Here is a 14,913-nt window from a genome sequence, read left to right as displayed (position 1 = left end):
CCGCACTACCGACGTTACCGGTTCGATTCAGCTTGGCGAAGGTGTTGAGATGATCATGCCGGGAGACAATGCATCGTTGGAAGTTGAATTGATAGCGCCGATTGCGATGGAGAAAGAGCTCCGCTTTGCGATCCGTGAAGGCGGACGGACGGTTGGCGCCGGTGTTGTAACAGATATTATTGAGTAGGAATACAGTCTATCTATTGTATTGTAATAAAATTACTGTTGGTGTAGAGGTAGAGTAATGCTGTCTTTACAGGCAACACAACACCTAAAAATCAGGAAAGCAAATGCCGAGAGATAAAATTAAACTGGAGTGTACATCGTGCAAGAGGCGCAATTACACGACAACAAAAAATAAACGGAAGCATTCCGGACGTGTGGAATTCAAGAAATACTGTCCTGCTGAACAGAAGCGAACCATGCATAAGGAAATGCGATAATCTGAAATAATACAGGTCTGTAGCTCAATTGGTAGAGTAGTGGTCTCCAAAACCATTGGTTGGGGGTTCGAGTCCCTCCAGGCCTGCGATTGCAAATATTATGAAAAAATTTATTCAGTACTTAAAAGATGTTCGTGTTGAAATGAGTAAGGTCAGCTGGCCGAGCCGTGATGAACTTATTAGTGCTACCGTTCTGGTATCGGTATTGAGTATTATCGTAGCAATATGCGTAAAGGCATTTGATCTTGCACTCAGTCGAGTGCTGAACATTTTTTTAAGTATGTAAAACTATAGTGTAAAAGGATTGCGCATGGCAACTCGATGGTATGCGGTCCATACCTACTCGGGACAGGAATCAAAAGTTCTGCAGATAATTCAGGACCTGATTGAAACAAAAGAAGCTGGTGGCAAGATAACCAATGTTTTAATGCCGACCCAGGATGTTGTTCAGGTAAAGGGTGGGAAAAAGCTCAAAACAACAAAAAAGTTTTTCCCCAGCTATCTTCTTGTCGAGATGGAGCTTGATAAGGAGACGATGCACCTGATCCACAATATTAGTGGAGTTACCGGGTTTGTAGGGCAAAAGAGACCCCAGCCGCTTCGTGAAGAAGAAATCAGGCGTATTCTGGGGCAGACCGAAAAAGGAACACAGCAGGAAATTTCCGAAATTCCCTTTCAGATTGGTGACACGATCAAGATCAAGGAAGGGCCTTTTAAGGATTTTGACGGTGTTGTTGATGAAATCCACCCCGAAAAGGGAAAGATAAAAGTGATGGTGAGTGTCTTTGGGAGGTCGACGCCGGTTGAGGTCGATTTTGCGCATGTAAGTTCACTCAGTTGAGTAGTCTGATTATTAAAGGAGTACACTGCATTGGCAAAGAAAGTTATCGCACAAATCAAATTGCAGATTCCGGGCGGGAAGGCAAATCCTGCGCCTCCTGTTGGTCCTGCCCTGGGACAGCACGGGGTCAACATCATGGAGTTTTGCAAGTCGTTTAATGCAAAAACAAAAGATGCCCAGGGAATGATTACCCCGGTAGTCATTACTGTTTATGCCGACCGGTCGTTTACTTTTATTACCAAAACGCCCCCGGCATCGGTACTGATTCTCAAAGAAATCGGTATTAAAAAAGGATCGGGAGTTCCCAATAAAGAATTTGTAGGAAATATCACCAGGGACAAGATCCGAAGTATTGCCGAACTGAAAATGAAAGATCTAAACGCCGCCGACATTGATGCGGCGATGCGCATGATAGAAGGCACTGCCCGAAGTATGGGAGTGAAAGTCGCCTGATAATTGTGTGTTCGCAATTACCACAACGGATTAGAGGAGTTCAAAGCAGATGAACAGAAGTAAAAAGTGGGAGAGCGCACGGTCAAAGCTGGATAAAGCGAAAGAGTATTCTCTTGCCGAAGCCATCGAGTTCCTGAAAGCGAATTCCCACATCAAATTCAATGAAACAGTCGATGTCACAGTGATGCTTGGTGTCGATCCGAGAAAAAGCGACCAGGTGGTCAGGGGATCGGCTCTCCTGCCGAACGGCCTGGGAAAAACCGTCAGAGTGCTCGCCTTTGTTCAGGGTGAGAAAGCACAGGAAGCACAGGATGCCGGAGCCGATTATGTTGGGGCAGAAGATATGGCCGAGAAAATTACCGGTGGATGGCTCGAGTTCGACGCTGTTGTCGCTACTCCCGACATGATGAAAGTTGTCGGGAAACTGGGGAAAATCCTCGGTACGCGGGGGCTTATGCCCAATCCCAAAATCGGAACAGTCACCATGGATATCGGAAAGACAGTTTCTGAACTGAAAAAAGGTAAAGCCAAGTTCAGAGTGGATAAAGGCGGTATTCTTCACGCACCGGTGGGAAAACTGGCCTTTGATACACCACAGCTTGCTGAAAATATAAAAGCCCTGTATGATGCGGTTCTGAAAGCGAAACCTCAGGCTGCAAAGGGACAGTATATCAAAAAAGTTGTCCTCAGCAGTACCATGGGGCAAGGCGTTCGCATTGATGTAAATGATTTACGTTAATTGAAATCACACTATTTTCGATCAAAATGCATGCTCCGGTTTTTATCCCGGGGCTGAGCTTTTATCAAAAGGAAAGACGATGTCTACACGAGCAGAGAGAACAAAAGCGATTGAAAACCTGAAAAATCGGTTCGAGCAGGCCTCCGGCATTTATCTCACCAATTATACCGGGATTAATGTCGAAAAAATTACTCAACTGAGATCGGATTTCAGAGAAAAGGGTGTTCAATACGGGATAGTGAAAAATTCCCTGGCCCGGATCGCTCTGGAGCAGTTGGGAAAAGAAAATCTTATTCCCTATCTGAAAGGACCGATCGGTGTGGCCTTTGCCGCAGATGATCCGACTGCGCCTGCAAAAATTATAAAAGAATTCAAAAAAGCAAATAAGGGCCTGCTTGAGGTCAAGGTTGCCAGTATCAATCAAAACCTTTTCGAAACTGCCGATGTTGCACGGTTGGCGGATATTCCAAGCAGAGAAGTTCTTCTTTCCCAACTGCTGTCGTGTTTGAAGGCGCCAACGACCAATCTGGCCGGCGCGCTGAATGGAATTCTGGTGAAGTTTGCCGGTACACTGGATGCTGTACGAAAGAAAAAAGAAGAAGAGGCAAAATAATCAGGATTTGAAAACTAAATAAGAATAATTTAATTACTTTTTAAATTTTACAGGAGGTTAATTGTGGCTACCTTAACAAATGAAGAGATCATCGACGCCATAGGTAACAAGACCGTGCTCGAGCTTTCCGATCTTATCTCTGCAATCGAAGACAAATTCGATGTCAAAGCTGCTGCGCCGATGGCAGTTGCTGCAGGTCCTGCTGCACCGGCAGCCGGAGGTGAAGCTGCAGCCGAAGAAAAAACTGAATTTGATGTTGTGCTCAAAGATATTGGAGCAAAGAAAATTCAGGTGATCAAAGTCGTTCGTGCAATCACCGGTCTCGGACTCAAAGAGGCAAAGGACCTTGTTGAAGGCGCTCCAAAGCCGGTCAAGGAAGCTATTGCTCAGGATGAGGCCGACAAAATCAAGAAACAATTAGAAGAAGTAGGCGCTGGCGTAGAGATCAAATAGATTTGCGGTGGTCCTTAATTCAACCTTGGGGTACAAAAATAGTGTTTCAGCAGCAAAGAGTGCTGAAAGCTGTTCCCTATTTTATACCCGCAGGTGAATGCTGTTCAATTAACCATAAATCCTCAATCATTTTGTAATTATAGAGGAACTGCCAAATGGTAAAACGTAAATCGTATTCTCAAATACAGGCCATAATGGACCTGCCGAACCTTTTAGAAATTCAGACTAAGTCATATAGTGAATTTCTCCAGCCGGATGTGCCATCTCGCCTTCGAAAGAACCAGGGGTTGCAGGAAGCTTTTCGCAATCTCTTTCCGGTTCATGATGTAAAAGGGTATTATTCGCTTGAATTTGACGGATATCGTCTGGGGGTGCCGAAGTACACTCTCAGTGAATGTAAAGAACGAGGCATGACCTATGCCGCTCCGTTGAAAATGGATGCATCGTTGCTTGTTTACGAACAGGACGGTGAGACGAAAAAGTTTATTGAAAAAATATCCAATGAGGTCTACATTGGCGAAATCCCCCTCATGACTGAACGGGGAACATTTGTCATCAACGGCGCCGAACGTGTTATTGTCAGTCAGTTGCACCGTTCGCCGGGTATTACTTTCGATGAAGTCCTTCATCCTAACGGCAAAAAACTGTTGACCGCACGGATTATTCCCCAGCGAGGTTCCTGGGTTGAACTTATTCTTGATGTCGACGATGTCTTGATAGTTAATATCGACCGGCGGAAAAAGATGCCGGCATCGATTCTTCTGCGTGCCCTTGGTTTTTCTACCGATGAAGAAATCCTTGCGCTGTTCCACGACTCCGAATCGGTGAAGGTGAATGATTCGAATAAAGAAAAAGTCCTTGGTTCCGTAGTATCAAAAGTAGCCTTCAACGAAGAATCGGGCGAAATTGTTATCGATGCCAATGAAGTCGTAACCGAAGAAAAATGGAATGCCCTGATCGAGAACAATATCGGTTCTATCGATATACTCAAGGATGTCGCCAATCCCGAGAATATGATTGCCCGGAATACGGTGCTTGGGGATCCCACGAAATCCGAAGAAGAAGCCTTATTCTATATTTATGCCACAATGCGGCCGGGCGATCCACCCAATGTTGAAACGGCCCGTAACCTGATTACCCGGATGTTTTTCGATGAAAAACGGTACGATCTGGGTTCTGTGGGACGGTACCGTGTTAACACCCGTCTGGGAGTCGAGGCTGAAACAGAAGCGAATATTCTAACCCGTGAAGACTTTGTTGCGGCGTTCAAATATATGATCGGCTTGAGTGCAGGAGTCGGGTTTATCGATGATATCGATCATCTCGGTAATCGCCGTGTACGTTCTGTCGGCGAACTCCTCACCGCCCAGTTTACTGTCGGTCTGACCAGAATGGTTCGGACTATCAAAGAACGGCTCAGCTTGCGGGATGTGGAAAATGTTACACCCCAGGATCTGATCAATGCCCGGACTGTCTCTACTGTTGTGCAGGCCTTTTTCGGTTCGAGTCAGCTTTCTCAGTTCCTCGATCAGACAAACCCCCTTGCCGAGCTTACCCATAAACGACGGGTCAGTGCTCTGGGACCGGGCGGATTGACACGGGAACGGGCCGGCTTTGAAGTCCGTGACGTTCACCATACTCACTATGGCCGACTCTGTCCGATTGAGACCCCTGAAGGTCCCAACATCGGACTGATCGCATCACTGAGTACTTTTGCACGGGTAAATGAATTCGGGTTTATCGAAACACCCTATCAGAAGGTGGAAGACGGCCGGATTACCGGTAATGTCGAATACCTGACTGCCGATCAGGAAGACAAGTACATAATCGCTCAGGCGAATACACCGGTTGACGGCAACGGTAATATAAGAGAATCCCTGGTCTTTGCCCGGTATCGCGGTGATTTTCCGCTTGTTTCGCCGAAAGACATTACTTATATGGATATCTCTCCCATGCAGCTCGTTTCGGTTGCTGCCGGATTGATTCCCTTCCTCGAGCACGACGATGCCAACCGTGCTTTGATGGGCTCCAATATGCAGCGACAGGCGGTTCCATTGATCTCGACCGAATCACCGCTGGTGGGTACCGGTATGGAAGCCCGTGCGGCGCAGGATTCCGGATGCATGATTATCTGTGATTGCACCGGTGTCATTGAAAAAGTCGATGCTGCAAAGATCGTTGTCAAAAAGACCAAGGAAAATGCCGATGACAGCATTTTAGAGCTGACCGAATACCGGACTTACGAGCTGACCAAATTCCAGCGTTCGAACCAGGATACCTGTATCAATCAGAATATCTGTGTTCAGGCCGGACAGAAGGTCAAACCGGGAGATGTTCTTGCCGACGGTCATGCTACGGCGGAAGGTGAGCTTGCGCTCGGACGGAATGTCATTGTTGCCTTCATGCCCTGGCGTGGCTATAATTTTGAAGATGCTATCATCGTCTCCGAAAAACTTGTTGCCGAAGATATTTATACCTCGGTACATATCGAAGTCTTTGAAACCGAGGTCCGGGATACCAAACGGGGACCCGAAGAACTTACCAGGGAAATTCCCAATGTCAGTGAAGATGCGCTGAAAAATCTCGATGAAAACGGTGTTGTCAGAGTCGGTACCGAGGTTGAAGCCGGGGATATCCTTGTTGGTAAAGTGACTCCAAAGGGTGAAACAGAGCTTTCGCCTGAAGAACGGCTGTTGCGCGCAATATTCGGCGAGAAGGCCGGTGATGTTCGCGATTCGTCACTCAAGGCACCTCCCGGACTCAAAGGTATTGTCATTGATACGCATATTTACTCTCGAAAAGAACGTGACAAACGGTCAAAGAAAAAAGATAAAAAGCGCATCGATGAAATCAAAAGCACGATCAGTAAACAGATTATGGAGATTCAGGAAGCCTGTGTTTCCAAAATGACGCAGCTTTTGACCGATACCACTACGAAAGAAATCAAGAACATACATACCGGCGAAGTCGTCGTTCCTGAAGGAAAGAAATGGCGGAAGACCATGATTCAGAAGCTCGATTTGTCGAGTTTGAATGTCGATGAAGGTATGTGTAACGATCCCGATCGTGATAAGAAGGCTGTGCAGGTTCTGTTTACTGCAAACGATCTTATCGCAAAGCTTGAAGACAAGCTTGATAAGGAAATCGACAAGGTCGTGCGGGGAGACGAGCTCAAACCGGGTGTTCTTCAGCTTGTAAAGGTCTATGTGGCCAAGAAGCGGAAGCTTTCGGTGGGTGATAAAATGGCGGGCCGCCACGGTAACAAGGGGGTAATTTCCAAGATAGTTCCTCTGGAAGATCTTCCCTTTATGCCCGACGGTTCTCCGGTTGAAATTATTCTTAACCCGCTCGGTGTGCCGTCACGTATGAACATCGGACAGATTCTCGAAGCCCATATGGGTTGGGCAGCTGAGAAGCTCGGTGTGAAAATTGCTACTCCCGTATTTGACGGCGCCAATTATAGCGACGTGCTCGACATGCTCGGAAGTGCCGAGTTGCCCTCAAACGGAAAAGTACGTCTCCGGGACGGCCGTACCGGTGAATCGTTTGACCATGAAGTGACAGTTGGACCACTGTATATGTTGAAATTGTGTCACCTGGTAGATGACAAGATTCACGCCCGTTCTATCGGTCCCTACTCACTGGTAACACAGCAGCCGCTTGGTGGTAAATCACAGTTCGGCGGACAGCGTTTTGGTGAAATGGAAGTTTGGGCTCTTGAAGCATACGGCGCTGCGTACACGCTGCAGCAGGTATTGACCGTTAAGAGTGACGATCTTTCAGGACGGTCGAAAATCTATGAGTCTATTGTCAAGGGTGAAAATGCTCCGATGCCCGGTGTGCCCGAATCATTCAAAGTTCTGATCCGGGAAATCAAGGCACTGGCTATCGATATACAGTTTGACACCAACGAAGAAATGTAGTACTCAATAAAAGGGAAATTGAAACGAACATGATTATGAAAAAGACCCTATTCCAATATAAATCCTTTTGGGGAAGGAGGGTACCCTGTGGCTACTCCCAATGCACGTGCTGACAGCAATGGTTTTGAAATTAACGAGGTGACAATCCGTCTTGCCTCTCCCGATACAATTCGCAACTGGTCGTATGGAGAAGTAAAAAAGCCCGAAACAATCAACTATCGCTCCTTCAAACCTGAACGTGACGGTCTATTTTGCGAAAAAATATTCGGGCCTGTGCGTAATTGGGAATGTAATTGTGGGAAATACAAGAGAATCCGGTACCGGGGCGTCGTTTGTGACCGGTGCGGGGTTGAAGTAACGCATTCAAAGGTACGTCGTGAAAGAATGGGACACATCGAACTTGCGGTCCCTATTGTTCACATATGGTTTCTCAGAGGTACCCCTTCACATGTCAGTTATCTCTTAGGATTGCCCAATACGGTTCTCGAAAGAGTCGTCTATTACGAATCCTATATTGTTATCGATCCGGGTGATACCGATCTCCGGAAAGGGACGCTGCTCAGTGAAGACGATTATATCGAACTCGAAGAGCAGGGTAAACAGTTTGTTGCCAAAATGGGCGGTGAAGCGGTTCTTGAAATGCTTGCCACGCTTGATGTTGAAGAACTGTCAATCGATTTACGTTCGAAAATAAACATCGAGTCGTCGGAACAGAGAAAACAGGACCATCTCAAACGTCTCCGGGTTGCCGAAGCCTTTCTGAAATCCGGTAACAGGCCGGAGGACATGGTTATGCGTGGGCTGCCGGTGCTTCCTCCCGACCTTCGCCCACTGGTCCCGCTCGAAGGCGGCCGGTTTGCAACATCCGACCTTAACGATCTGTACCGCCGGGTGATTAACCGTAACAACCGTCTGAAGAAACTCATTGAAATTATGGCGCCCGATGTTATTCTGCGGAATGAAATGCGGATGCTTCAGGAAGCGGTCGATACGCTCTTCGATAACGGCAGACGGTCATTCTCGGTCAAGGGTGAAGGAAAACGTCCCTTGAAATCGTTGAGTGACCTTCTCAAGGGAAAGCAGGGACGGTTCCGGCAAAATCTGCTCGGAAAACGGGTAGACTATTCTGGACGATCGGTCATTGTGGTCGGCCCCGAACTGAAAATTCATCAGTGTGGCCTGTCGAAAATGATGGCCCTCGAATTGTTCAAACCCTTTGTGATTCAGAAACTTGAAGAAAAAGGGCTGGTCCAGACTGTCAAAAGCGCCAAAAAATTTGTTGAAAAGGAGCGGCCCGAAGTATGGGATATTCTCGAAGAAGTTATTCGAGACCATCCGGTACTCCTTAACCGTGCACCGACACTTCACCGGCTCGGTATTCAGGCCTTCTTCCCGGTACTGGTTGAGGGTAAGGCTATCAGGCTTCACCCATTGGTATGTGCGGCATTCAATGCCGATTTCGACGGTGACCAGATGGCCGTGCATGTGCCGCTTTCTTTCGAATCGCAGATAGAGTGCCGTCTGCTCATGTTGAGTGCAAATAACCTCCTCAGTCCGGCGTCCGGGCAGCCGATTATGGTGCCTTCGCAGGATATCGTGCTGGGTATTTACTATATGACTAAAATGGCACCCGGGAAAAAAGGTGAAAACAGATATTTTTCCGATGCCAGCGAAGTCATTCATGCGCTCGAAAGCAAGCAGATTGGTCTGCACGCAAAAATCAACGTTCGTCACGACGGACAGAAAATCGAAACAACGGCCGGACGGATTATTTTCAACGGTGTCCTTCCCGAAGGAATTCCCTTCAGTAATGAGCTGTTGAATAAAAAGAGAATTCAGAAACTGGCGGCACGGGTTATTATGGAAAAGGGTAACAAAGCCGCCTGCAAATTTCTCGACGATATCAAAGATCTCGGTTACGAGTATGCAACTCGTGCTGGAATAACATTCGGTGCCGAAGACCTTGTCGTTCCGCCGGAAAAAGATGAAATTGTCAATAGTTCAGTTGAAGAAGTCAAACGCATCCGGAAACAGTACGACCGCGGTATTATTACCGAAGGTGAGCGCTATAACAAGATCATCGACCTCTGGACCCATACAACCAATATGGTTGCAGACGTTATGGATGATGCTCTTGCGCAGGACAAGGATGGGTTTAATCCTGTATATATTATGAAAGATTCCGGTGCTCGGGGAAGTAAAGACCAGATAAAGCAGCTTGCCGGTATGCGTGGATTAATGCAGAAACCGCAGAAGAAGATTACCGGTTCTGTTGGTGAAATTATCGAAAATCCGATTATTTCAAACTTCAAGGACGGCTTGACGGTCCTTGAGTATTTTATCTCGACCCATGGAGCTCGAAAGGGGTTGGCCGATACGGCTCTGAAAACTGCCGATGCCGGATATCTTACCCGTCGGCTTGTTGACGTTGTACAGGATATCGTTGTTACGGCGGATGACTGTAACACGATCAAGGGTATCGAAATTGAGGCGCTGCAGGAAGGTGATGAACTGATGGAATCGCTCTCGACCCGTATAATTGGACGGGTTGCTCAGGAGGATATTTACGATCCGATTACCGAAGAGCTGATTTGTCCGGCAAATACCGAAATCGATGAAGATACTGCGGTGCGGATAGAAAAATCGGGTATCGATCGTCTAAAAATCCGGTCCATTCTCACCTGTGACGCTCGATATGGTGTTTGTAAGCGGTGTTACGGCAGGAATCTGGCCACCGGAAAGGCCGTGGAAATTGGCGAAGCGGTTGGTATAATGGCCGCCCAGAGTATCGGTGAACCCGGTACACAGCTCACCTTGCGGACCTTCCATATCGGTGGTACGGCATCACGTCTGATCGCCCAGTCCCAGGAGAGTACCAAAATCGACGGTAAGGTGTATTTACACAATGTCGAAACGGCCGAACACGAAAATGGTACTGTGGTGATGAACCGGGCCGGAGAGCTTGCTGTTCATGATGAACAGGAGCGGGAACGGTTCAGATATAATGTTCCCTACGGTGCCTTTTTGAAGATATCGAATGAACAGGATATTAAAAAGGGGCAGGTACTCTTCGAATGGGATCCCTACAATAATGTCATTATGGCAAATAAGGGTGGAAAAGTCGAGTTCAGCGATATTGTTGAAGGTGAGACATCCCATGAACAATTTGATGAGCGGACCGGAATAAGCAGTACCGTGGTTGTCGATCATCGGGAAAAGAAACTGCATCCGCATATCAGAATTATCGATAGTTCCGGTAAGCGGGTCGCCAACATAGCGGTGCCGACCGGATCATATCTGCAGGTTAAAAACAATCAGGAAGTCAATGAAGGTGATATTTTGGTGAAAATTCCGCGGGAGAGCGGAAAGAGCCGCGATATCACCGGTGGTCTGCCTCGTGTTGCAGAGCTATTCGAGGCTCGCCGACCCAAAGACAGCGCCGTCATTACCGAAATCGATGGAATTGTTGAATTCGGTGATACCGAACGCGGCAGCAGAAGGCTTGTTGTCAAGAATGATGCCGGTGATGCACGGGATTACCTGATTCCACTTGGAAAACATCTGCGGGTTCATGAAGGAGACCGGGTGAATGCCGGAGACCGACTGAGTGAAGGCGCTATCGATCCCCATGATATTCTCAGAATTATGGGTGAGAATTCCGTGCAGAAATACCTGCTTGATGAAATTCAGGCCGTGTATCGTCTCCAGGGTGTGCAGATCAACGACAAGCATATCGAAGTTATTGTGACTCAGATGCTGAAAAAGGTCAGGGTTGAAAATCCTGGTGAAACCGGATTTTTGGCTGGTGATGATGTTGACCGGAAGAGGCTCTTTGAAGAAAATGAAATGATTATCAACGAAGGCGGAACACCGGCAACGTTCAAGCCACTGTTGCTTGGTATCACCAAGGCATCACTGACTACCGAATCGTTCCTCAGCGCCGCCTCGTTCCAGGAAACGACCAAAGTCCTTTCCCGGGCAGCTGTTGCAGGAAAGACCGATCATCTCCGTGGTTTGAAAGAAAATCTGATCATGGGTAACCTTATTCCGGCCGGTACCGGCTTGCGGGACTACCGCAGATTACAGGTAAAAGACTTGGAATCGGATATTATTCCTGTGGAAGAACACGATGAAAACGAAGATTTTCTCGATTTGGGCGGAGTAATTGAATAAAACTATAGCTTGGTATTGATTTAGTATAGTGGAATTTATTATCTTGAAAGCTTATTTTTTTGCCAATTTAAGGAGTTAACTTTTGCCGACGATCAACCAGTTAATCCGAAAAGGGAGAAAAGCACAGATTAAACGTAACATATCTCGTGCTTTACAGGAATGCCCGCAACGTCGTGGAGTATGTACGAGGGTTTTCACGACAACTCCCAAAAAGCCGAACTCGGCTTTGAGGAAAGTTGCTCGTGTTCGTTTGACTAACCATATGGAAGTCAACGCATATATCCCCGGAGAAGGGCATAATTTGCAGGAGCATTCGATTGTTCTTATCCGCGGTGGTCGTGTAAAAGACGTTCCCGGTGTCCGATACCATGTTATTCGGGGCGCCCTTGATACGCAGGGTGTTGAAGACCGTCGGGGTGGTCGTTCAAAATACGGGGCAAAACGTCCCAAAAAGGCTTAATAAGGAATAAACGATATGGCACGTAGAAGAAGAGCTCAAAAACGAAAGATAGTCGGAGATCCGAAGTTCGGCAGTATACTGGTGACACGCTTTGTCAATAGTATCATGACTCGCGGTAAAAAACGCTTGGCCGAGAGAATCTTTTATGACGCACTCGATATTGTCGGCGAAAAAACCAATCAGGATTCTCTGAGTGTGTTTACCAAAGCTGTTGATAATGTCAAACCGGTTCTTGAAGTTAAATCTCGCCGGGTGGGTGGCGCCAACTATCAGGTACCGATTGAAGTTTCAACCGACCGTCGTTTGTCGCTGGCGATCCGCTGGCTGATTACCTATTCGAAAGCTCGTTCCGAAAAGGATATGTCGGAAAAGCTGGCAGGCGAGCTGTTGCAGGCGTACCGTAATGAAGGCGGTGCGATTCGTAAGAAAGTCGATACGCACAAGATGGCGGAAGCAAACAGAGCGTTTGCGCACTTCCGCTGGTAAGCGATTAGAAGATTACATCAGGATATAGATGGAATTAAGGTGATGAATGAATTCTCCTGGAAAAAAAGAGTTAGATCTTCACAATGTGCGCAACATCGGTATCATGGCTCATATCGACGCCGGGAAAACGACGACAACAGAACGAATTCTGTTTTATACCGGTATGGTGCACAGAATGGGAGAAGTTCATGACGGCAATACGGTTATGGACTGGATGGAACAGGAGCGTGAACGGGGGATCACCATCACCTCAGCGGCGATCACCTGTGATTGGAAAGATCGCCGGATAACGATTATTGATACACCGGGGCATGTAGACTTTACTATTGAAGTCGAACGTTCTTTGAGAGTTTTGGATGGCGCAGTTGCCGTATTCGATTCGGTTGGAGGCGTAGAACCTCAATCGGAGACTGTCTGGAGACAGGCCGACAAATACCACGTTCCCCGAATCGCATTCGTGAATAAAATGGATCGGACAGGTGCCGATTTTCACAACGTCCTTACTATGATGGAAAACAAGCTTGGCACAGTTCCTGTAGCCCTTCAGCTTCCCATCGGCAAGGAAGACTCCTTTGAGGGGGTAATCGATTTGATCGGATTGAAAGCCTATGTCTACGATGAAGAGACGCTGGGCACCCAGGTGGTCGAAAAAGATGTCCCGTCGGAGCTCAGTGAAGAAGCCGGACAGTATCGTGAAGCGTTGCTTGAGAAAGTATGTGATTTCAACGATGAACTTATGCAGGCAATGCTTGAAGGGGAGGCCATTACCGAGCAGAAAATTAAAAACGCTGTACGGGCCGGTGTGCTGAAGAATAAAATCAGTCCAGTCATCTGTGGTTCGGCTTTGCGAAATAAGGGAGTGCAGCAACTCCTGGATGCTATTATCGATTTCTTGCCTTCCCCACTCGAACGGGATGGAGTAAAAGGTCGGAACCCTGAGACGCATGAAGAGATTTTTCGAGAATTATCAAGCAGTGAACCCTTCAGTGCGCTCGTTTTCAAAATAGCATCCGATGCTCATGTCGGAAGGTTGGCTTTTATCAGAGTTTATTCCGGCAAAGCGGATATGAAAAGCGCATTGTTGAATCCCCGAACCGGGAAGAAAGAGCGGATAAGCCGCATCTTCCAGATGAAATCGAACCGGAGAAAGCAGCTTCGGGAGATACATGCCGGGCAGATTGTAGCGGTGGTAGGATTAAAAGATTCAAAAACGGGAGATACGTTGTGCGATGGCAAAAATCCGGTTTATCTGGAGCAGATGATATTTCCGCCGCCAGTTATTCGCCGATCAATCGAGCCTAAAAGCAGTGTTGATGAGGATAAACTGCAGAAAGCGCTCGAGAGTCTTACCGATGAAGACCCCACCTGTTCGGTGGTTATCGACAGTGAGACCGGACAACGTCTCATAGCGGGAATGGGAGAACTTCATCTTGAAGTGCTGATCGATCGTCTGATACGTGAGTTCAATGTTGCGGTACATGTTGGAAAGCCGCAGGTGACCTATCGTGAGACGATCACCGGCCGGGGCAAGGCCGAATATGAATTTTCTCAGCTTCTTGGGGGAAGGTCTCAGTATGCTCGGGTCATGTTGGAAGTGCAATCTTCCGATCCGTCACAGGATGTCGAATTTGTCGATGCTCGCTCGAAGGAAAGCGAGTTTCCCGAGGGGTTTTTGTTGGCAATTCGGCATGGTGTTCTCGAAGCATGCAGCGGTGGGGTAATGTCGGGATATCCCTTGCGGGGAATAACCGTCAGGCTTGTCGATGCAGTTTTCAGGGAAGACGATTCTACTGAGATGGCCTTTAAAATTTCTGCCGCGACGGCTTTCAATAATGCCTGTAAGAATTCCGCACCGGTATTACTCGAGCCCGTAATGAATGTCGAGATTGTGGTACCGCCCGATTTTATGGGAGCGGTGATTAACGATATAAATTCCCGGCGGGGAAGGGTAATAAATATTTCTACCCGAAAAGATGCCCAGGTTGTCGATGCTGAAGCGGCACTATCGGAAATGTTTGGATATGCAACTGCGTTACGTTCTCTGACTCAAGGCAGAGCTGTTTATTCGATGCAGTTCAGCCGGTACGATATAATGCCCGAGCAGTATCAAACAGAAATCTTAAAAAGAATCGGCAGATATTAACCAAAATTTAAGCAAATTTTACCACCGATAAAAGGGGTATTGACTATGGCGAAGGAAAAATTTGATCGATCGAAGGTGCATGTTAATGTGGGTACTATTGGTCATGTTGACCATGGTAAGACGACATTAACGGCAGCGATCACGATGCGTCAGGCGTCAAAGGGGTATTCGGAGATACGGTCCTTT

The 14,913-nt window shown here is 47.3% G+C and carries 14 protein-coding genes and 1 tRNA gene; all 15 read left to right on the top strand.

Features of this window, described 5'->3' with window-relative positions; all coding sequences use genetic code 11:
- Positions 1-187, top strand: a 187-nt coding sequence (tuf, locus tag GF401_14275; GenBank protein MBD3346219.1) for an elongation factor Tu, incomplete at its 5' end; no start/stop codon positions are given.
- Positions 188-290: 103 nt separating this feature from the next.
- Positions 291-443, top strand: coding sequence for a 50S ribosomal protein L33 (gene rpmG, locus GF401_14270; protein MBD3346218.1), 153 nt, complete (start codon positions 291-293; stop codon positions 441-443).
- A 13-nt stretch (positions 444-456) separates the two neighbouring features.
- Positions 457-529, top strand: a tRNA-Trp gene (locus GF401_14265).
- Between the two features lie 14 nt (positions 530-543).
- Complete coding sequence (gene secE, locus GF401_14260) at positions 544-729, top strand: preprotein translocase subunit SecE (GenBank protein MBD3346217.1); 186 nt, start codon at positions 544-546, stop codon at positions 727-729.
- Between the two features lie 24 nt (positions 730-753).
- On the top strand, positions 754-1,284 hold the full coding sequence (gene nusG / locus GF401_14255; GenBank protein MBD3346216.1) for a transcription termination/antitermination factor NusG: 531 nt from the start codon (positions 754-756) through the stop codon (positions 1,282-1,284).
- A 30-nt stretch (positions 1,285-1,314) separates the two neighbouring features.
- Positions 1,315-1,737 (top strand): 50S ribosomal protein L11, encoded by a 423-nt coding sequence (gene rplK / locus GF401_14250; GenBank protein MBD3346215.1) that lies wholly within the window; start codon positions 1,315-1,317, stop codon positions 1,735-1,737.
- 49 nt (positions 1,738-1,786) lie between these two features.
- Complete coding sequence (locus tag GF401_14245) at positions 1,787-2,476, top strand: 50S ribosomal protein L1 (protein MBD3346214.1); 690 nt, start codon at positions 1,787-1,789, stop codon at positions 2,474-2,476.
- A gap of 79 nt (positions 2,477-2,555) precedes the next feature.
- Positions 2,556-3,089, top strand: coding sequence for a 50S ribosomal protein L10 (gene rplJ / locus GF401_14240; protein MBD3346213.1), 534 nt, complete (start codon positions 2,556-2,558; stop codon positions 3,087-3,089).
- A 63-nt stretch (positions 3,090-3,152) separates the two neighbouring features.
- Positions 3,153-3,542: a 50S ribosomal protein L7/L12 gene (gene rplL / locus GF401_14235; protein ID MBD3346212.1), complete on the top strand. Its 390-nt coding sequence runs from the start codon at positions 3,153-3,155 to the stop codon at positions 3,540-3,542.
- A gap of 155 nt (positions 3,543-3,697) precedes the next feature.
- Positions 3,698-7,465 carry a DNA-directed RNA polymerase subunit beta gene (gene rpoB / locus GF401_14230; protein ID MBD3346211.1) on the top strand — a complete coding sequence of 1,256 codons (3,768 nt, stop codon included), beginning with the start codon at positions 3,698-3,700 and terminating at the stop codon, positions 7,463-7,465.
- Positions 7,466-7,594: 129 nt separating this feature from the next.
- The gene (gene rpoC / locus GF401_14225) at positions 7,595-11,638 is read left to right on the top strand and encodes a DNA-directed RNA polymerase subunit beta' (protein MBD3346210.1); all 4,044 of its coding nucleotides are present in this window, start codon (positions 7,595-7,597) and stop codon (positions 11,636-11,638) included.
- 82 nt (positions 11,639-11,720) lie between these two features.
- Complete coding sequence (locus GF401_14220; protein ID MBD3346209.1) at positions 11,721-12,098, top strand: 30S ribosomal protein S12; 378 nt, start codon at positions 11,721-11,723, stop codon at positions 12,096-12,098.
- Positions 12,099-12,113: 15 nt separating this feature from the next.
- Positions 12,114-12,584, top strand: a complete 471-nt coding sequence (rpsG, locus tag GF401_14215; GenBank protein ID MBD3346208.1) for a 30S ribosomal protein S7 — start codon at positions 12,114-12,116, stop codon at positions 12,582-12,584.
- Positions 12,585-12,630: 46 nt separating this feature from the next.
- Positions 12,631-14,727 carry an elongation factor G gene (gene fusA / locus GF401_14210; GenBank protein MBD3346207.1) on the top strand — a complete coding sequence of 699 codons (2,097 nt, stop codon included), beginning with the start codon at positions 12,631-12,633 and terminating at the stop codon, positions 14,725-14,727.
- A gap of 45 nt (positions 14,728-14,772) precedes the next feature.
- The coding region (tuf, locus tag GF401_14205) for an elongation factor Tu (protein ID MBD3346206.1) at positions 14,773-14,913 on the top strand (141 nt) is incomplete at its 3' end.

The organism is Chitinivibrionales bacterium, from assembly GCA_014728215.1.
Lineage (GTDB): Bacteria > Fibrobacterota > Chitinivibrionia > Chitinivibrionales > WJKA01 > WJKA01.
This window is presented reverse-complemented; position numbering and strand designations above follow the sequence as displayed.

Bases quoted from the DNA above. Each gene is read 5' to 3' on its own strand.
- secE (MBD3346217.1), top strand. From the start codon at position 544: ATGAAAAAATTTATTCAGTACTTAAAAGATGTTCGTGTTGAAATGAGT.
- GF401_14245 (MBD3346214.1), top strand. From the start codon at position 1,787: ATGAACAGAAGTAAAAAGTGGGAGAGCGCACGGTCAAAGCTGGATAAA.
- rpsG (MBD3346208.1), top strand. From the start codon at position 12,114: ATGGCACGTAGAAGAAGAGCTCAAAAACGAAAGATAGTCGGAGATCCG.
- rpmG (MBD3346218.1), top strand. From the start codon at position 291: ATGCCGAGAGATAAAATTAAACTGGAGTGTACATCGTGCAAGAGGCGC.
- rpoB (MBD3346211.1), top strand. From the start codon at position 3,698: ATGGTAAAACGTAAATCGTATTCTCAAATACAGGCCATAATGGACCTG.
- rplJ (MBD3346213.1), top strand. From the start codon at position 2,556: ATGTCTACACGAGCAGAGAGAACAAAAGCGATTGAAAACCTGAAAAAT.
- fusA (MBD3346207.1), top strand. From the start codon at position 12,631: ATGAATTCTCCTGGAAAAAAAGAGTTAGATCTTCACAATGTGCGCAAC.
- nusG (MBD3346216.1), top strand. From the start codon at position 754: ATGGCAACTCGATGGTATGCGGTCCATACCTACTCGGGACAGGAATCA.